Here is an 18,140-nt window from a genome sequence, read left to right on the forward strand (position 1 = left end):
GAACCCCTCACCATGACTATCCCGAAGGCGTCACCGCAGCGGCCAGAAGATGAGAATCTCGGCGTCGCCGCCAACATGGCTTACGGCCTGCAGCATGTGCTCACCATGTACGGCGGCATCGTCGCGGTACCGTTGATCGTCGGTCAGGCGGCCGGGTTGTCACCGGCAGATATTGGTCTGCTGATCGCCGCGTCGCTGTTCGCTGGTGGCTTGGCCACCCTGTTGCAAACCCTTGGCCTGCCGTTCTTTGGCTGTCAGTTGCCGCTGGTGCAGGGCGTGTCATTTGCCGGTGTGGCAACCATGGTGGCGATTGTCGGCAGCGACGGCGCTGGCGGGGTGCCGGCGATTCTTGGGGCGGTGATGGCCGCGTCGTTTATCGGGCTACTGATCACGCCCGTGTTCTCGCGGATTACCAAGTTCTTCCCGCCGTTGGTGACTGGCATCGTGATCACCACCATCGGCCTGACGCTGATGCCCGTGGCGGCGCGCTGGGCCATGGGCGGTAACAACCGCGCTGCAGATTTCGGCAGCATGCCCAATATCGGCCTGGCGGCGTTGACCTTGGTATTGGTGCTGCTATTGAGCAAGATTGGCAGCGCAACCATCTCGCGCCTGTCGATCCTGCTGGCGATGGTCATCGGCACGGTGATTGCGGTGTTCCTCGGCATGGCGGACTTTTCCGGCGTGACCCAGGGCCCGATGTTTGGTTTCCCTACGCCCTTCCATTTCGGCATGCCGACCTTCCACATCGCGGCAATCATTTCCATGTGCATCGTGGTGATGGTGACCCTGGTGGAAACCTCGGCCGACATCTTGGCCGTGGGCGAAATCATCGACACCAAAGTCGACTCTAAACGCCTCGGTAATGGCCTGCGCGCCGACATGCTGTCGAGTATGTTCGCGCCGATCTTCGGTTCGTTCACCCAGAGTGCGTTCGCCCAGAACGTCGGCCTGGTGGCGGTGACCGGGGTGAAGAGTCGCTTTGTGGTTGCCACCGGTGGCCTGTTCCTGGTGATCCTTGGCCTGCTGCCATTTATGGGGCGGGTGATCGCCGCGGTGCCCACCTCGGTGCTGGGCGGTGCCGGGATTGTGCTGTTCGGCACCGTGGCGGCCAGTGGTATTCGCACCCTGTCGAAAGTGGATTACCGCAACAACATGAACCTGATCATCGTCGCCACCTCCATCGGTTTTGGCATGATTCCGATTGCAGCGCCGAGTTTCTACGATCAATTCCCTAGCTGGTTTGCGACCATTTTCCACTCGGGCATCAGCTCGTCGGCGATCATGGCGATCTTGTTGAACCTGGCGTTTAACCACTTCACGGCGGGCAATTCGGATCAGCAGTCGGTGTTCGTGGCGGGGACCGAGCGCAGTTTGTGCTTCCACGACGTCGCGGCGTTGCGGGATGGAGATTACTTCAGGGGCGGCAAGTTGTTTGATGCCGAGGGCAAGGAGATTCCGCTGGTAGCGGAGGTGCCCAGGAAAACAGCGCAGCCTGAAACCACAGAGGTCTGAAAATGTGGGAGGGGGCTTGCTCCCGATAGCAGGGTGTCAGCCACAGTAGTCGTGACTGACCCAGCGCTATCGGGAGAAAGCCCCCTCCCACATTTGGAACTCAACCAGCCTTGCGAACGGGGTGCGGCACTGAACAGGCCTCATCCAAAAACTTCACCACGGTCCCCATGCAGGCCTGGCGTTCTTCTACGTGGGGCATGTGGCTGGAGTCTTCGAACAGCGCCCAGCGTACATCCGCGATCTCATCCAGAAACGGCTTGACCACCAGTGGGGTGGCCTCGTCATGTCGGCCCGAGATCACCAGGGTCGGCACCTTGATCGCCGAGAGGCGGCCAATGGATTTCCAGTCCTTCAGACTGCCGATCACGTGGAACTCAGTCGGGCCGCTCATGGCGTGATAAACCGTAGGGTCTGAATCGACCTGGGCGAAAGTGCGCGCCACTTCCTCCGGCCAGGGGTTCACGCGGCATACGTGCTGGTCATAGAACACCCGCGAGGCGGCGAGGTATTCCGGGTCTTGATAGGTGCCAGCGGCTTCGTGCTTGAGCAGGGTTTCGTGCACGCCTTCCGGCAGCAATTGGCGCAGGCGATTGGCCTCGCTGACCCAGGTGCGCATGCAGGTCGGGGAGTTGGCCGGGATGAACGCGCGCAAACCCTTGGGTTGCAAGATTGCATGTTCACTGCCGAGCATGCCGCCCCAGGACTGGCCGAGGATCGCGTAGTTGTCGCTGATCTGCAGGTGATCCAGCAGGTTATCCAGTTCTTTGAGGAACAAGTCGACGGTCCAGAAGGACGGATCTTTCTCAGGCAAATGCGTGGAGCGGCCATTGCCCAGTTGGTCGTAGTGGATGACCGCGTGGCCGCTGGCTGCGACGTCCTTGAAGGCGTCGACATAATCATGGGTACAGCCGGGGCCGCCGTGGATGACGACCAGTGGTGTACGGCCGCTGGACAGGTCGCCAGTGACGCGATACCAGGTTTGGTAGGCGCCAAAGGCCGCATACCCTTCGCGGATTTTTTCGATGAATTCCATTTCGTACCCTGCTCTGAAAAAAGGCTCAGGGACACGATAGTCTGCGCGCGAAATTTAGGTAACTAGCAAAACAGCTAGGTTTTGCCGATGGATCAGTCTTCCAGCAGGCGGTAATGGGTAGCCCGAACCACCGCCTGGACTCGGTTTTTGGCGCCCAGCTTGTGCATCGCCGAAGCCAGGTGCAGCGTGACCACCGCCAGCGAACGGCTCAACTGCGTGGCGATTTCAGCAGCGGTCAGGCCTTCGGCGGCCCATTTCAGGCACTCGCGTTCGCGTTTGGTCAGGTGAATATGGGGGTAGGTGCGCAGTTCCTTGCTGAACAGCGGGTAGGCTGCTTCCTGCAACGCATGGGAAATCACACTGAAATCCGACAAAGTTTGCTGCGCGTCCTGCAACACCGTGTGCGCGCTACCGATACGCAGGCCGGTCAGCGAAGCAAAGCCACCACGGGGCAGGTGGATCGGTACGCTGACGCCGCAGGTCAGCTGCTGGTCATGCAGGTAGGATGAAACCGGCGCGTGGCACGGATCGATGATTTTTTGCAGTGGGGTGTCGGCCTTGGCTTCGTAGGACCATACGAACGGCGATACCGTGCTCAGGGCCAGGTGTTGCACCGGATCGATCTGGTAAAACCCTTTACTGCACCATAATGCGTGCCAGTCGGGTGGCGTATTGCGCAGTTCCAGCACCGAGGGGGTGATCAAAGCGCCGTCCTGGTCGATCGGCACGGGGGAGTAGTCGTACACCAGCGCATCGAAGCCTAACTGTTGAGCGAGGATAAACGCGTTGTCCATCTGCTCATCCAGGCTCCTGCCCGGCATCAGACGATTGTTGAAGGCAGTCAGCTTGGTCAGCATCCGTTCTGCTCCCGAATTCATTTGAATCTCGACATGCGGCAAGTAGAATGCCACGCCCCGGCGAAGGACTGCCAGGCCAAACCTATAAGAACTACTAGGTTATGGACGCGCGGCATCCTCGGTAGTGTTGGCCTGACAAGCGGCCGCTACTCGCCAGGCCGATACAACACAAGGAATGTATGCATGTGGCGTGAAATTGCCCCCGACCAGCAGTACAACGTGCAAGTCGACGGCCATAACCTCGTGGTCTACAGCTTTGGCGAAGGCGATGAGGTGCTGTTGTGCCTCAACGGCGGGCCAGGCCTGCCGTGTGACTACTTGCGCGACGCCCATGGCTGGCTCAAAGAGCATAACCTGCGAGTGGTTGCATTCGACCAGCTTGGCACGGGGGCATCAGCCAGACCGACCGATGTTTCCCTGTGGGAAATACGCCGTTATGTCGAAGAAGTCGAATCCGTGCGCCAGGCACTGGGGCTGGGCCGTGTGCACTTGCTCGGGCATTCATGGGGCGGCTGGCTGGGCATCGAATACGCCATCCATTATCCCGACGCGCTGAAAAGCCTGATCCTGGAAAACACTGTCGGCGACATTCCGCACCTGTCCCAGGAGCTGGAGCGCCTGCGCGGCGCCTTAGGCAGCGAAACCGTGGCCATGATGCAGCGCCATGAAGCCATGGGCACTCTCGATCACCCGCAGTACCAGGCCGCGATCACCTTGCTCAACTATCGCCACGTGTGCCGTCTGGACGAATGGCCCGAGCCGGTCAAACGCGCCCTCGGCGACTGGAACATGGGCCCCTACGAAACCATGCAGGGCCCTAACGAATTCCTCTATGTCGGCAACCTCAAGGACTGGAACCGCATCCCCGAGATGGCCGATTTCAAGATGCCGATCTTGATCACCACCGGCCAGCACGACGAACTCACCCCGGCCTGTGCCATGCGCATGAAAATGGCGGCCAGACACGCCGAACTGCATGTATTCCCCAACAGCAGCCATATGCCGTTCTACGAAGAACCCCAGGCGTATTTCCCGGTGCTGCTGGACTTTCTTGCTCGCCACCGAGGCTGACGGATGAACTTGGCGCGCTACCGTTTTGTGCTGTCCCGGCCGCTGCAATTGCTGCCGGTGCTGTTTGGCATCAGCCTGATTACCTTTGTGCTGGTGCGCTCGATCCCCGGCGACCCGGCGCGTGCGTTGCTCGGCTCGCGCAGCACACCGGACGCGTTGCTGAAAATCCGCGCCCAGTACGGCCTCGATCAGCCGTTGTGGCTGCAATATTTCTATTTTCTGAAGAACCTCCTGAAGGGCGACCTCGGTCAATCGCTGCTGTACAAGGTCGACGCGCTGAAGCTGATCGTCACCCGTATCGAGCCGACCCTGGTGCTGGTACTCGGCAGCGTGGTGCTGGCGCTGCTGATCGCGGTGCCCCTGGCAACCTGGGCTGCGCGCAATAAAGGCGGCTGGGCCGACAACCTGATCCGCGTGTTCACCACGGTGGGCCTGGGCATGCCGGCGTTCTGGCTGGGCTTGATGCTGATCCTGCTGCTGAGTGTGAAATGGGGCTTGTTCCCGGTGTCCGGCTACGGTCGCACCTGGCTGGACAAGGCACACCATATGGTCCTGCCGTGCCTGACCATTGCCCTGGCGCTGTCGGCAGTACTGGTGCGCAACCTGCGGGCGAGCATGTTGATGGAGTTGCAGGCGGACCACGTTACCGCCGCCCGTGCGCGCGGACTGTCCGAAGCCGCCGTGTTTCGCCGCCATGTGTTGCCCAATTCCCTGGTGCCGGCGGTCAACCTGCTGGCAGTGAATATCGGCTGGCTGATCAGCGGCACGGTGGTCATCGAAAGCCTGTTCGCCATTCCTGGCATCGGTCAGTTATTGGTGCGCGGCATCTTTACCCGCGACTACATGGTGGTGCAGGGCGTGGCCATGGTGTTGGCCTGCGCGACGGTGGTGGTCAACTTCATCGCGGATGTGGCGACGGTGGCCCTCGACCCGCGGGTGAAAATGCAATGAGCAGCCGCCCGTTGATTGCCCCATGGCGCTTGCGCCTGCGCTTTGGTTTTCGCAATGGCTGGCTGACGGCCGCTTGGGGGCTATTGATACTGTTGGTGTGGTTGACCCTGGCGCTGTTTGCGCCATGGATCGCGCCTTTTGATCCGATTGCACAGAATACCGATATCAGTTTGATCGGTCCCAGCCTGGCCCATCCATTCGGCACCGATAACTACGGTCGTGACATTCTGTCCAGGGTCATCTGGGGCGCACGTATTGACCTGCAGCTGGCCATCATCGGGGTCATTTTCCCCTTCATGATCGGCACCTTTGTGGGCGCGGTCTCAGGTTACATCGGCGGTCGTTTCGACAGTTTCTGCATGCGTGTGATCGATGTGATCCTGGCGTTCCCGTTCCTGGTGCTGATGCTGGCGATCATGGCCATCCTCGGCCCGGGCCTGAAGAGCTTTTACATCGCCATGGCGCTGGTGGGTTGGGTCTCGTATGCGAGGCTGATCCGTTCGCAGATCCTGGTGCTCAAGGAAAGCGACTTTGCCCTGGCCGCCAAGAGCCTGGGTTTTGGTCATGGGCGCATCCTGTTCCGGCATTTGCTGCCGAATGCGATGTTTGGCTCGATTGTGTTTTCCATGTCCGATGCGGTGCTGGTGCTGCTCAACGGTGCCGCCGTGAGCTACCTGGGCCTTGGGGTGCAACCGCCGACCGCCGAATGGGGGACGATGGTCGCCGAAGGGCAGGCGTTTATTACCACGGCCTGGTGGATCTGCACCTTTCCGGGGTTGGGCATCGTGACCCTGGCCATGGGTTTCAGCCTGTTGGCTGATGGGGTGGCGCAAGTGTTAGGGGATCGGTCATGAGTCTGCTTCAGGTACGAGACCTCAGCGTAATCGCCAATAACGCGGGGCGCGATGTCACCTTGGTCGACCGCGTCTCCTTCGACCTGGCCGAAGGCGAAATCCTTGGTTTGGTGGGCGAGAGCGGCTCGGGCAAGACCATGGCCTGCCGAGGCCTGATGCGGCTGCTGCCGTCGCCTGATCTGCGCGCGCAGGGCGGTGCCGTGTGCCTGGCCGGTCAGGATCTGCTGTCACTGGATGACGCGGGCATGCGTGCGATACGCGGCGGGCAATTGGGCATGATTTTCCAGAACCCCAGCAGCCACCTCGACCCGCTGATGCGCATTGGCGAGCAGATCGCCGAGGGTATTCGCCTGCACCAGGGTGCGTCGAAAAAAGACGCCCGACGACACGCCATCGACGTACTGCGCCAGGTGGGTATTCCCGATCCACAGGCGCGCGTCGACAACTATCCTCACGAGTTTTCCGGCGGCATGCGCCAGCGCGCCATGATCGCCGTGGCCTTGGCCTGCAACCCAAGGGTCCTGATCGCCGACGAGCCGACCACCGCCCTGGATGTGACTGTCCAGGCGCAAATCCTGCGTCTGTTGCTGGACCTGCGCGACCAGCGTGGCTTGTCGATCATCATGATCACCCACGACTTGGGCGTGGTGGCGCAAACCTGCAATTCCATCGCGGTGATGTACGCGGGGCGCCTGTGCGAACACGGCAGTAAGTACGACCTGCTGGCCCATCCGCAACATCCGTACACCGCTGGCCTGATTGACTGCCAGCCGGCCCACAGCAGTGGCCACGCCTTGTTGCGCACCATTCCCGGCCAGCCGCCGTTGCTGGATGCCTTGCCCGGCGGCTGCCGCTTCAATCCGCGCTGCCCGCAGGTCGGTGCCTTATGTACCGAGGTGCTGCCAGAAGGTGCCCGCGTAGCCTGTCACTATCCGCTGGGAGCGCGACCATGAGCCTGTTGCAGATCAAGGATCTGGAGGTGCGCTTTGCGGCGTCAGGCAGCGGTTTGTTTGGCCTGAACACGCAGTGGGTGAGGGCGGTGAACGGTGTGTCGCTGAACCTGGCGGCCGGCGAAACCCTCGGGTTGGTGGGCGAGTCCGGCAGCGGTAAAAGCACCCTTGGCCGGGCGATCCTGCACCTCAACCCGATCAGCGCCGGGCAGGTGTTGTTCGATGGTATCGACATGGCCCATGGCAGCGCGATCGACATCGCGCGTTTGCGCCATGAAACGGCGATGATCTTTCAAGATCCCTACGCCGCGTTGAACCCGCGCCAGACCATCGGCGAAACCATCGCCGAGGTGCTGCGGGTGCAGCGCAAAGTCCCGGCAGAGCGCATCCCGGCGCGCGTCAATGAACTGCTTGAGCTGGTCGGCTTGCGCCCCGAACTGGCCAGTCGAAAACCCGGCTCCCTCAGTGGCGGTCAATGCCAGCGCGTCGGCATTGCTCGCGCCTTGGCGGTGGAACCGCGCCTGATCATCGCCGATGAGTGCGTGGCCGCGCTGGATGTGTCGATCCAGGGGCAGATCATCAATCTGCTGTTGGAACTGCAACAGCGCATGAACCTGGCCATCCTGTTTATCGCCCATGACTTGGCCATCGTGCGGCGCCTGTGCGACCGCGTGGCGGTGATGTACTTGGGCAAGATCGTCGAGGAAGGGCCCGTTGAGGCAGTGTTCAGCGCGCCGCGTCATCCCTATACGGCGGCGTTGATCCAGGCGATTCCGGAGATCGATCCGCATCGGCCATTGCCTGCAGAACCTTTGCCCGGTGAGCCACCGAGCCCACTGAATTTGCCCACCGGCTGTGCCTTTCACCCACGTTGCCGGTATGCGCGCGCCATGTGTTCCGTGGCGTCGCCGCCTACTCATTTCCTGCACGAGCATCGATACAGTTGCGTGCTTGAATCACCTTTGCTTTGACCCTTCCCTGCCATTCATGAACAAGGAGTTATGACATGCAATCCCGTCACTTGAAGTTGCTCGCCGCCGCTACGCTTACGGCTTGGTCGCTGACCGCTGGTTTGGCCCAGGCCGCTGGCGTCCTGACTATTGGCTGCCGTGAAGACAGCACCACGTTCGACCCGATCAAAAGCGCGCAAAACCGCGACACGTGGGTGTTCGCCAACGTCTACGACACCCTGGTGCGCGTGGATAACCTGGGCACCAAGATGGAACCGGGCCTGGCCGAAAGCTGGGACATTTCCAAGGATGGCCTGACTTACACCTTCAAACTGCGCGATGCGAAATTCTCTGACGGCTCGCCGATCACCGCTGAAGATGCGGCGTTTAGCCTGCTGCGCATCCGCGATAACAAAGCCTCGCTGTGGGCGGACCCTTTCAACCTGATCAACACGGCCAACGCCGCCGACCCGAAAACCCTGGTCGTCACCTTGAAGACGCCTGCCGTGGCGTTCCTCTCGCAACTGGCTTCCCCGACGGTTTCGATCCTGTCGGAAAAAGCCATGACCAAGATGGGCGAAGACGCCTACTCGGAAAACCCGGTGACATCCGGCGCGTTTACCGTGGAGGAGTGGCGCAAGGGCGATCGGGTGATCCTGAAGAAGAACCCGAACTTCTGGCAGGCCAAGAATGTGAGCCTGGATGGCGTGGAGTGGGTCTCGGTGACCGACGACAACACGCGCATGCGCATGGTGCAGAACAACGAGCTGGACACGGCGATCTTCGTGCCGTTCTCCCGGGTTGAAGAGCTGAAGAAAGACAAGAACGTGGTGATCCACGCCGACCCTTCCACCCGTGAAGATCACCTGTTGATCAACCACGCCCATGGCCTGCTGGCCAAGCCGGAAGTCCGTCAGGCGCTGGACATGGCCATCGACAAACAATCGCTGGTCAAGACCGCCACCTACGGTCAGGGCACCGTGGCCTATTCCTACATTCCAAAAGGTTCGCTGTACCACTACGCCAACAACCTGCAACGCCCGTACGACCCGGCCGAAGCCAAGAAATTACTGGCTGCTGCCGGTGCCAAGGACTTGAAGCTGAACTACGTGGTCAACGCCGGCAATGAGGCTGACGAGCAGATCGCGGTGATCATCAAGGACCAGTTGGCCAAAGTCGGCGTCACCGCCAACCTGCAGAAGGTCGACCCGACTCAAAGCTGGCAGATGCTGGTGGACGGTGAGTACGATATTTCCGTGATGTACTGGACCAACGACATCCTCGACCCGGACCAGAAGACCACCTTTGTGCTGGGCCACGACACCAATCAGAACTACATGACCCGCTACAAGAACGACAAGGTCAAGGACCTGGTGGCTGCGGCGCGGATTGAGGCGGACCCGGTCAAGCGTGAGCAGATGTATGTCGAGCTGCAAAAACTGGCGAAACAGGATGTGAACTGGATCGACTTGTACTACAGCCCCTACATCAACATCTCACGCAATAACGTGAGCAATTTCCTGCAAAACCCGCTGGGGCGCTTCACCCTTGAGGAAGTGGTGAAGAACTAAGTAAACCCAATGTGGGGCGAGACCTGTGATGAGCGGGCTTGCCCCGCGCTGGGCTGCGAAGCAGCAGTACAGCCAGCGCGATCTGACAGAGAGATCGCGCTGGCAGGTTTTGGGGCCGCTTTGCAGCCCCGTGCGGGGCAAGCCCGCTCACTACAAAAGCCAACTCACACAGCGAGTTGGGTGTCAGATGTTACTGCGCATCAAACGCCTGCCCATTGATGCCGGCACTGTCCGGCCCCATCAGGTACAGGTACACCGGCATGATCTCTTCCGGCGCGGGCCTTTCCATCGGGTTCTCCCCCGGATACGCCTGGGCCCGCATGCTGGTACGAGTGCCGCCAGGGTTGATGCTGTTGGCCCGCACCGCTGCCACATCTTCAAGCTCATCCGCCAGGGTCTGCATCAAGCCTTCAGTGGCAAACTTCGACACCCCATAAGCGCCCCAGTACGCGCGGCCCTTGCGGCCTACGCTGCTGGAGGTGAACACCACCGACGCATCCTGGGACAGCTTGAGCAGCGGCAACAAGGTGCTGGTGAGCATGAACATTGCGTTGACGTTGATGTGCATCACCCGCATGAAGTTCTCACCGGAGAGCTGCTCGATGGGCGTGCGCGGGCCGATGATCGAGGCGTTGTGCAGCAGGCCGTCGAGGTGGCCGAATTCTTTTTCGATCATGGCTGCCAGCTCATCGTATTGATGGGGCAGGGCGGTCTCCAGGTTGAATGGGATCACCACTGGCTGCGGGTTGCCGGCCGCTTCGATTTCGTCGTAGACCTGGGCCAGATTGGCTTCGGTTTTGCCTAACAGCAGCACGGTAGCGCCATGGGCGGCATAGGCTTTTGCCGCCGCCGCGCCAATCCCGCGACCGGCGCCGGTCACCAGGATGACCCGGTCTTTGAGCAGTTCTGGACGTGCAGAGTAATCAAACATAAAAAGCCTCGACAGAATTCAGCAGGTTACAAACAGCGAGCTGGAAAACACTGAAGATCCCCTGTGGGAGGGGCTTGCCCCCGATACTGGTGTATCAGTCAGCAAATGCAGTGACTGACACACTGCAATCGGGGGCAAGTCGAATCGTCGAACCGCCCCTCCCACATTTGGATCTTTATCAATCACTAAGGCCGGTGAGCCATTAGCAACTGCACAGTGCGTTATCCAGCACCTTGCGCAGTTCCAGTGGGTGATCCACCACTACATCTGCGCCCCAGTGGCGTGGGTTGTCGTCCGGGTGGATATAGCCGTAGCTGACCGCCGCCGTGCGCGTGCCGGCATCGCGGCCGGACTCGATGTCGCGCAGGTCATCGCCCACGAACAACACGCTGGCCGGGTCCAGACCGAGCATCTTGCACGCCAGGATCATCGGTTCCGGGTCCGGCTTGCTGTTTGTCACGTGGTCCGGGCAGATCAGCAGGGCCGAACGCTCGGCCAGGCCCAACTGCTGCATGATCGGTTCGGCGAAGCGCAATGGCTTGTTGGTGACGACGCCCCAGACCAGCTTGGCCTTCTCGATGTCTTCCAGAAGCTCGGCCATGCCGTCGAACAGCTTGCTGTGCACCGCGCAGTCCTTCAGGTAGCGCTCCAGGAATTCCTGGCGCAGTTCCTCAAAGCCCGGTGACTCCGGGTCCATCGAGAAAGTCACGGCGACCATCGCCCGCGCACCGCCGGAAATTTCATCGCGAATATGCTGCGGGTTGATCGGCGCCAGGTCGCGGTCGGCGCGCATGGCCTGGCAGATGGCGATGAAGTCCGGCGCGGTGTCCAGCAAGGTACCGTCCATATCGAAGAGAACCGCTCGCAACTTCACAGGCTTACTCCTCGCGCAGGGTCTGGATCATGTAGTTGACGTCAACGTCGCTGGCCAGTTTGTAGTGCTTGGTCAGCGGGTTGTAGGTCAGGCCGATGATGTCCTTGACGGTCAGCCCAGCCTGGCGGCTCCAGGCGCCCAGTTCGGACGGGCGGATGAATTTCTTGAAGTCATGGGTGCCGCGCGGCAGCAGCTTCATGATGTATTCGGCGCCAATGATCGCGAACAGGTAGGCCTTGGGGTTGCGGTTGATGGTGGAGAAGAACACCTGGCCGCCGGGCTTGACCATGCGGAAGCAGGCGCGGATCACCGAGGAGGGATCCGGTACGTGCTCAAGCATCTCAAGGCAGGTGACCACGTCGAACTGCTCGGGCATCTCTTCAGCTAGGTCTTCGGCTGTGATCTGGCGGTATTCCACGTTCACGCCGGACTCCAACTGGTGCAGTTGTGCCACGGCCAGCGGCGCTTCACCCATGTCGATCCCCATCACCGTGGCGCCGCGCTGGGCCATGGCTTCGCTGAGGATGCCGCCGCCGCAGCCGACGTCCAGCACCTTCTTGCCGGCCAGGTTGACGCGTTCGTCAATCCAGTTGACCCGCAGCGGGTTGATGTCGTGGAGGGGTTTGAACTCGCTTTCGCGGTCCCACCAGCGGTGGGCCAAGGCTTCAAACTTGGCGATTTCTGCGTGGTCGACGTTGCTCATGGTGAATCCTCTAAATCTGATAAATCGGTTTGTCGGTCCTGAACACTCAGGTTCAGAGCCAGCGTTATTCGGTGTGCCCGCTGATGCGTTTTCCCCAGGCAATGGCCGTGGCGGTCAACTGTTGTTCATCCATGCGGGTGAGTTGCCGATCGTCGAGCAACTGCTTGCCGGCGACCCAAAGGTGTTTCACGCAATCGCGCCCGGTGGCATATATAAGCTGTGAGACCGGATCGTAGATCGGTTGTTGCGCCAGCCCTGTGAGATCGAAGGCGACCATATCCGCCGCCTTGCCCACTTCCAGGGAGCCAATCTCGCTTTCCAGGCCCATGGCCCGCGCACCGTTGAGCGTAGCCATACGCAATGCACGGTGCGCGTCCAGCGCGGTGGCCGAGCCGGCGACGGCCTTGGCCAGCATCGCAGCGGTGCGGGTTTCGCCCAACAGGTCCAGGTCATTGTTGCTGGCGGCGCCATCGGTGCCGATGGCCACATTGACCCCAGCCTGCCACAGACGCTCCACCGGGCAGAAGCCGCTGGCCAGTTTAAGGTTGGATTCCGGGCAATGGATAACGCTGGTGTTGCTTTCTACCAGCAAAGCCAGGTCGTCCTCGCTGATTTGAGTCATATGAACGGCCTGGAAGCGCGGCCCCAGTAATCCGAGGCGGCCCAAGCGTGCCAGCGGGCGTTCGCCGGTCTGTTCGACGGCTTGCTGCACCTCGAAGGCGGTTTCGTGCACGTGCATATGGATCGCGGCGTCCAGCTCTTCGGCGATCACCCGAATCTTTTCAAGGTTGGCATCGCACACGGTATAGGGCGCGTGGGGGCCGAACGTAATCTTGATGCGCGGGTGGTGCTTGAGGTCGCCGAACAGCTCGATGCCCTGGCGGATCGCCTCATCGGCGGTGCTGGCGCCGGGAATCGGGAAGTCGAGGATCGGAATCGCGATCTGTGCACGCATGCCGCTGTTGTGCACGCAATCGCTGGCGACCTTGGGGTAGAAGTACATGTCGGAGAAGCAAGTGATGCCGCCCTTGAGTTGCTCGGCGATGGCCAGGTCGGTGCCATCACGCACGAAGGCTTCATCGACCCACTTGGCTTCGGCGGGCCAGATGTGTTTTTCCAGCCAGGTCATCAAGGGCAGGTCATCGGCCAGGCCGCGAAACAGGCTCATCGCCGCGTGCCCGTGGGCGTTGATCAGGCCTGGGCTGAGCAGCATCCCTGGCAGTTCGCGCACCTCAGTGGCTGACAGCTTCAAGGCAGCGGCCCGCGGCCCGATAAAGGCAATGCGCCCATCGCGGATGCCCACGCCATGTTCCTTGAGCACCACGCCAGCAGGTTCGACAGGTACCAGCCAGGTTGGCAGTAGCAGTAAGTCGAGCGGGGCGGCAGTGGAGGTCATCGCAGGCTTCTTCCCGGGCAGCTATAAAAGAAGCGCGAAGTATACCCGAGCGTCCTGGCTGGCGGATCGCTATAATCGGCGGCTTTTGTTCATGAGTGCGGAGTAAGGGATGCGCGACCGACTGTTGGCAGCGGAGAAAGTGAAGGCCATCGATTGGCGTGATGGCACGCTGCATCTGCTCGATCAGCGTGCCTTGCCGTCCCAGGAAAACTGGGTGGCCTGCTCCACGGTCGACGATGTGGCTGCCGCCATTCGCGCCATGGTGGTGCGTGGTGCGCCGGCCATCGGTATCAGTGCGGCCTATGGCTTGGTACTGGCCGCCCGTGATCGTATGGCCGAGGGCGAAGACTGGCAGGCTGCGTGGGAGGAGGATTACGCACTGCTGGCCGATACTCGTCCCACAGCGTCGAACCTGTTCTGGGCCCTCAAGCGCATGCGCGATCGCCTGGATCGCATCAAGATGCACGCCGATCCGCTGGCAGTCCTGGAAGCAGAGGCCATCGCGATCCATGAAAGTGACCGCGAAGCCAACCTTGTGATGGCGCAGTTGGGCGTTGAGCGGATTCGCAAGCACCAGGGCAACGCCCAGGCGATCCTGACCCACGGCAATGCCGGCGCGTTGGCGACGGGCGGCGTCGGCACGGCCCTCGGGGTTGTGCGTGCGGCCTTCTTGGAGGGTTTGGTTGAACACGTCTATGCCAATGAAACCCGGCCCTGGCTGCAAGGTTCGCGGCTGACGGCCTGGGAGTTGGCGGGCGAGGGCATCCCTGTCACGGTCAATGCCGACTCGGCGGGCGCGCATATCCTCAAGACCAAAGGCGTGACCTGGGTGATCGTCGGGGCTGACTGTATTGCGGCCAATGGAGATGTGGTCAGCACGATCGGCACGTACCAGTTGGCCGTGTGTGCCATGCATCACGGCGTGCGGTTTATGGTGGTGGCGCCGAGTTCGACCTTGGATCTGATGATGGCCACTGGCGAAGATGTTGCGTTGGAAGAGCGCGATCCGGGTGAGCTGTTGGAGGTCAACGGGAAGCGCCTGGAGGTTAATGCGTTTAACCCGGTATTTGATGTGACTCCGGCCGACTTGATTGATGTGATTGTGACTGAGAAGGGCGTGGTTGAGCGGCCGGATACGGCGAAATTGGCCAAGCTGATGTGCCGTAAGCGGCTGCATTGAGGGCTGCGGTGTCTGTGAAATGGCTACCGGGGGCAAGCCCCTCCCACACTTGAATGACGAACACAGTCAAAATGTATGAGGGGGCTTGCCCCCGATTGGCCCTGAAAGTCAATAAAACCCTCGGATCCGCCCTCAAAAAAAAGCACCACCCCATCTCTGAGGCCCTCTCGTCCCCCTCAAGCCTGTCATCCGTCAAATTACTAGTCTCCATGCGCATCAGGGGGATAGGTGCGTGGCGGCGATTGTGATAACATCCGGCGGTTTCCAGGGCCGCCCCGAGGGGTTGCCTATAACGTGCAGATCCGTGTCATAACTCGTTGATTTGTCGTAAGTCGTTGTCAGGCACTCTGTCGGCAGCGGCGAGCTTCGTTCGTCCCATATGGATGTGACGAGGTTTCACCCGAAAAAGGAATCAGGCTTCTCATGGGCGAACTGGCCAAAGAAATCCTCCCGGTCAATATCGAAGACGAGCTGAAACAGTCCTACCTCGACTACGCGATGAGCGTAATTGTCGGTCGGGCACTGCCTGATGCGCGCGATGGCTTGAAGCCCGTGCACCGGCGTGTGCTGTTCGCGATGAGCGAGCTGGGTAACGACTGGAACAAGCCGTACAAGAAATCTGCCCGTGTTGTCGGTGACGTGATCGGTAAGTATCACCCTCACGGCGACACTGCGGTGTACGACACCATCGTACGTATGGCCCAGCCGTTTTCCCTGCGCTACCTGCTGGTAGACGGCCAGGGTAACTTCGGTTCCGTCGACGGCGACAACGCTGCTGCCATGCGATACACCGAAGTGCGCATGACCAAGCTGGCGCATGAGCTGCTGGCTGACCTGCACAAAGAAACCGTGGACTGGGTGCCGAACTACGACGGCACCGAAATGATCCCGGCTGTCATGCCTACCCGGATCCCCAACCTGCTTGTCAACGGTTCCAGCGGTATCGCCGTGGGCATGGCGACCAACATCCCGCCGCACAACCTCGGTGAAGTCATCGACGGTTGCCTGGCCCTCATCGACAACCCTGAGCTGACCGTCGATGAGTTGATGCAGTACATCCCGGGTCCGGACTTCCCGACCGCCGCGATCATCAACGGTCGCGCCGGCATCATCGAAGCCTACCGCACCGGCCGTGGCCGCATTTACATGCGCGCCCGCTCGATGATCGAAGACATCGACAAGGTCGGTGGCCGTCAGCAAATCGTCATCACCGAGCTCCCTTACCAGTTGAACAAGGCGCGTCTGATCGAAAAGATCGCCGAGCTGGTTAAAGAGAAGAAACTCGAAGGCATCACCGAGCTGCGCGACGAATCCGACAAAGACGGTATGCGCGTAGTGATCGAGCTGCGTCGTGGCGAAGTGCCTGAGGTGATCCTCAACAACCTCTATGCCCAGACCCAGCTGCAAAGCGTGTTTGGTATCAACGTGGTTGCCCTGATCGACGGCCGCCCGCGCATCCTGAACCTCAAGGATCTGCTGGAAGCCTTCGTGCGTCACCGTCGCGAAGTAGTGACCCGCCGCACCGTATTCGAACTGCGCAAGGCCCGCGAGCGTGGCCACATTCTGGAAGGCCAGGCGGTTGCGCTGTCGAACATCGACCCGGTTATCGCCTTGATCAAAGCCTCGCCGACACCATCGGAAGCGAAAGAAGCGCTGATCAAGATGCCGTGGGAATCCAGCGCCGTCGTGGCGATGGTTGAACGTGCCGGTGCTGACTCGTGCCGCCCGGAGACACTGGACCCGCAATACGGTCTGCGTGACGGCAAGTACTTCCTGTCGCCGGAACAGGCCCAGGCTATCCTCGAACTGCGTCTGCACCGTCTGACCGGCCTTGAGCACGAGAAGCTGCTGGCCGAGTACCAGGAAATTCTCAATCAGATCGGCGAGTTGATCCGCATCCTCAACAGCGCCGTGCGCCTGATGGAAGTGATCCGCGAAGAACTGGAAGTAATCCGCGCCGAATACGGCGACGTGCGCCGCACCGAAATCCTCGATGCCCGTCTCGATCTGACCCTGGGTGACATGATCCCGGAAGAAGAACGCGTGGTTACGATCTCCCACGGCGGCTATGCCAAGACCCAGCCATTGGCTGCTTACCAGGCCCAGCGTCGCGGCGGTAAAGGTAAATCGGCTACTGGCGTGAAGGATGAGGACTACATCGCTCACCTGCTGGTCGCCAACAGCCACACCACGCTGCTGCTGTTCTCCAGCAAGGGCAAGGTGTACTGGCTCAAAACCTACGAAATTCCGGAAGCGTCCCGCGCCGCCCGTGGTCGTCCGCTGGTCAACCTGCTGCCACTGGACAGTGATGAATACATCACCACCATGCTGCCGGTAGACGAATACACCGAAGGTCACTTCATCTTCATGGCAACTGCCAAAGGCACCGTGAAGAAGACCCCGCTCGAATCCTTCAGCCGCCAGCGCAGCGTGGGCCTGATCGCCCTGGAACTGGACGAAGGCGACGTATTGATCAGCGCGGCCATCACCGACGGCGAGCGTGAAGTCATGCTGTTCTCCGACGGCGGCAAGGTTACGCGCTTCAAGGAATCCGACGTTCGCGCCATGGGCCGTACCGCCCGCGGTGTGCGCGGCATGCGTCTGCCGGAAGGGCAGAAGCTGATTTCGATGCTGATCCCGGAAGAAGGCAGCCAAATCCTCACCGCTTCTGCGCGTGGTTATGGCAAGCGTACGGCCATCGGCGAGTTCCCGGAGTACAAACGTGGTGGCCAGGGCGTTATTGCCATGGTCAGCAACGATCGCAACGGCCGTCTGGTCGGCGCGGTACAGGTGCTCGACGGCGAGGAGATCATGCTGATTTCCGACCAGGGCACCCTGGTACGTACCCGTGTGGCAGAAGTGTCGAGCCTGGGTCGCAACACCCAAGGCGTGACGCTTATCAAGCTGGCCAGCGACGAGACACTGGTAGGCCTGGAACGTGTCCAGGAACCATCGGAAGTTGAAGGCGAAGAGCTGGACGAGGCCGATGCCGAGTTCGCAGGTGAGGTCATGGCGAGTGGCGATGATATCGTCGACGAGCCAACCCTCGATGCTGCCGCAGACGAAGAAGAACCGCAGGAATAAGCGGACACAAAGGGGGCGGATGAAGATTCGCCCCCTTGTTGTTTGTCCCTTGTGAAATATTGAAATCCCGATTTATTGCACCACCCCACCAGATCAGAGTGAGATTGGATGTGAGCAAGAGAGCCTATAACTTCTGTGCCGGTCCCGCGGCGCTTCCTGAAGCAGTCCTGCAGCGTGCGCAGGGTGAACTCCTCGACTGGCATGGAAAAGGCCTCTCCGT

Annotated in this window: 15 protein-coding genes and 1 pseudogene; 10 read left to right on the forward strand and 6 right to left on the reverse strand. The window is 60.7% G+C overall.

Annotated features, from left to right (window positions below; translation table 11 throughout):
* Positions 1-12 precede the first annotated feature (12 nt).
* Positions 13-1,515 carry a nucleobase:cation symporter-2 family protein gene (locus tag CFE47_RS15575; RefSeq protein ID WP_181643545.1) on the forward strand — a complete coding sequence of 501 codons (1,503 nt, stop codon included), beginning with the start codon at positions 13-15 and terminating at the stop codon, positions 1,513-1,515.
* 100 nt (positions 1,516-1,615) lie between these two features.
* Here CFE47_RS15575 and CFE47_RS15580 read toward each other — a convergent pair whose 3' ends face one another.
* Positions 1,616-2,548, reverse strand: a complete 933-nt coding sequence (locus CFE47_RS15580) for a proline iminopeptidase-family hydrolase (protein ID WP_032888886.1) — start codon at positions 2,546-2,548, stop codon at positions 1,616-1,618.
* Between the two features lie 92 nt (positions 2,549-2,640).
* Entirely contained in the window at positions 2,641-3,405 is a 765-nt protein-coding gene (locus CFE47_RS15585; protein ID WP_032888888.1) for a LuxR family transcriptional regulator, read from the reverse strand.
* Between the two features lie 183 nt (positions 3,406-3,588).
* Here CFE47_RS15585 and CFE47_RS15590 point away from each other — a divergent pair, with 183 nt between their 5' ends.
* The 6 genes from CFE47_RS15590 to CFE47_RS15615 are packed head-to-tail and all read left to right on the forward strand — an operon-like array spanning position 3,589 to position 9,752.
* The gene (locus CFE47_RS15590; RefSeq protein ID WP_181643546.1) at positions 3,589-4,476 is read left to right on the forward strand and encodes a proline iminopeptidase-family hydrolase; all 888 of its coding nucleotides are present in this window, start codon (positions 3,589-3,591) and stop codon (positions 4,474-4,476) included.
* 3 nt (positions 4,477-4,479) lie between these two features.
* The gene (locus CFE47_RS15595) at positions 4,480-5,427 is read left to right on the forward strand and encodes an ABC transporter permease (protein ID WP_032888892.1); all 948 of its coding nucleotides are present in this window, start codon (positions 4,480-4,482) and stop codon (positions 5,425-5,427) included.
* Positions 5,424-6,281, forward strand: coding sequence for an ABC transporter permease (locus CFE47_RS15600; protein WP_181643548.1), 858 nt, complete (start codon positions 5,424-5,426; stop codon positions 6,279-6,281). Before CFE47_RS15595 ends, CFE47_RS15600 begins: the two co-directional genes overlap by 4 nt.
* Positions 6,278-7,234, forward strand: coding sequence for an ABC transporter ATP-binding protein (locus CFE47_RS15605; RefSeq protein WP_181643549.1), 957 nt, complete (start codon positions 6,278-6,280; stop codon positions 7,232-7,234). The genes CFE47_RS15600 and CFE47_RS15605 overlap by 4 nt, the downstream gene beginning before the upstream one ends.
* A complete protein-coding gene (locus CFE47_RS15610; RefSeq protein WP_122764944.1) occupies positions 7,231-8,202 on the forward strand; it encodes an ABC transporter ATP-binding protein in 972 nt (323 codons plus the stop codon). The genes CFE47_RS15605 and CFE47_RS15610 overlap by 4 nt, the downstream gene beginning before the upstream one ends.
* A gap of 35 nt (positions 8,203-8,237) precedes the next feature.
* On the forward strand, positions 8,238-9,752 hold the full coding sequence (locus CFE47_RS15615; protein WP_122764945.1) for an ABC transporter substrate-binding protein: 1,515 nt from the start codon (positions 8,238-8,240) through the stop codon (positions 9,750-9,752).
* Positions 9,753-9,942: 190 nt separating this feature from the next.
* On the opposite strand, the gene CFE47_RS15620 is transcribed toward CFE47_RS15615, so the two are convergent.
* The 4 genes from CFE47_RS15620 to CFE47_RS15635 all read right to left on the reverse strand — a co-directional run bounded on the left by CFE47_RS15620 (position 9,943) and on the right by CFE47_RS15635 (position 13,656).
* Positions 9,943-10,683, reverse strand: a complete 741-nt coding sequence (locus CFE47_RS15620) for a YciK family oxidoreductase (protein ID WP_181643550.1) — start codon at positions 10,681-10,683, stop codon at positions 9,943-9,945.
* Between the two features lie 202 nt (positions 10,684-10,885).
* The gene (gene mupP / locus CFE47_RS15625; RefSeq protein WP_032888903.1) at positions 10,886-11,557 is read right to left on the reverse strand and encodes an N-acetylmuramic acid 6-phosphate phosphatase MupP; all 672 of its coding nucleotides are present in this window, start codon (positions 11,555-11,557) and stop codon (positions 10,886-10,888) included.
* A gap of 4 nt (positions 11,558-11,561) precedes the next feature.
* The gene (ubiG, locus tag CFE47_RS15630) at positions 11,562-12,260 is read right to left on the reverse strand and encodes a bifunctional 2-polyprenyl-6-hydroxyphenol methylase/3-demethylubiquinol 3-O-methyltransferase UbiG (RefSeq protein WP_017734479.1); all 699 of its coding nucleotides are present in this window, start codon (positions 12,258-12,260) and stop codon (positions 11,562-11,564) included.
* Between the two features lie 64 nt (positions 12,261-12,324).
* Complete coding sequence (locus tag CFE47_RS15635) at positions 12,325-13,656, reverse strand: TRZ/ATZ family hydrolase (RefSeq protein ID WP_099601429.1); 1,332 nt, start codon at positions 13,654-13,656, stop codon at positions 12,325-12,327.
* A gap of 109 nt (positions 13,657-13,765) precedes the next feature.
* Between CFE47_RS15635 and mtnA the strand changes: the two genes are divergently transcribed.
* From mtnA to CFE47_RS15650, 3 genes and pseudogenes are all read left to right on the forward strand, one after another.
* A complete protein-coding gene (gene mtnA, locus CFE47_RS15640; protein WP_099601430.1) occupies positions 13,766-14,836 on the forward strand; it encodes an S-methyl-5-thioribose-1-phosphate isomerase in 1,071 nt (356 codons plus the stop codon).
* Between the two features lie 423 nt (positions 14,837-15,259).
* Entirely contained in the window at positions 15,260-17,920 is a 2,661-nt protein-coding gene (gene gyrA / locus CFE47_RS15645; protein WP_095184190.1) for a DNA gyrase subunit A, read from the forward strand.
* Between the two features lie 110 nt (positions 17,921-18,030).
* A pseudogene (locus CFE47_RS15650) lies at positions 18,031-18,140 on the forward strand (3-phosphoserine/phosphohydroxythreonine transaminase); the annotation flags it as partial.

This window comes from Pseudomonas sp. PGPPP1 (genome assembly GCF_002255865.1).
GTDB classification, from domain to species: Bacteria; Pseudomonadota; Gammaproteobacteria; order Pseudomonadales; family Pseudomonadaceae; genus Aquipseudomonas; species Aquipseudomonas cremoris.

Coding starts and splice junctions, on each gene's coding strand:
- CFE47_RS15575 (WP_181643545.1), top strand. CDS start 13: ATGACTATCCCGAAGGCGTCACCGCAGCGGCCAGAAGATGAGAATCTC.
- CFE47_RS15580 (WP_032888886.1), bottom strand. CDS start 2,548: ATGGAATTCATCGAAAAAATCCGCGAAGGGTATGCGGCCTTTGGCGCC.
- CFE47_RS15585 (WP_032888888.1), bottom strand. CDS start 3,405: ATGCTGACCAAGCTGACTGCCTTCAACAATCGTCTGATGCCGGGCAGG.
- CFE47_RS15590 (WP_181643546.1), top strand. CDS start 3,589: ATGTGGCGTGAAATTGCCCCCGACCAGCAGTACAACGTGCAAGTCGAC.
- CFE47_RS15595 (WP_032888892.1), top strand. CDS start 4,480: ATGAACTTGGCGCGCTACCGTTTTGTGCTGTCCCGGCCGCTGCAATTG.
- CFE47_RS15600 (WP_181643548.1), top strand. CDS start 5,424: ATGAGCAGCCGCCCGTTGATTGCCCCATGGCGCTTGCGCCTGCGCTTT.
- CFE47_RS15605 (WP_181643549.1), top strand. CDS start 6,278: ATGAGTCTGCTTCAGGTACGAGACCTCAGCGTAATCGCCAATAACGCG.
- CFE47_RS15610 (WP_122764944.1), top strand. CDS start 7,231: ATGAGCCTGTTGCAGATCAAGGATCTGGAGGTGCGCTTTGCGGCGTCA.
- CFE47_RS15615 (WP_122764945.1), top strand. CDS start 8,238: ATGCAATCCCGTCACTTGAAGTTGCTCGCCGCCGCTACGCTTACGGCT.
- CFE47_RS15620 (WP_181643550.1), bottom strand. CDS start 10,683: ATGTTTGATTACTCTGCACGTCCAGAACTGCTCAAAGACCGGGTCATC.
- ubiG (WP_017734479.1), bottom strand. CDS start 12,260: ATGAGCAACGTCGACCACGCAGAAATCGCCAAGTTTGAAGCCTTGGCC.
- CFE47_RS15635 (WP_099601429.1), bottom strand. CDS start 13,656: ATGACCTCCACTGCCGCCCCGCTCGACTTACTGCTACTGCCAACCTGG.
- mtnA (WP_099601430.1), top strand. CDS start 13,766: ATGCGCGACCGACTGTTGGCAGCGGAGAAAGTGAAGGCCATCGATTGG.
- gyrA (WP_095184190.1), top strand. CDS start 15,260: ATGGGCGAACTGGCCAAAGAAATCCTCCCGGTCAATATCGAAGACGAG.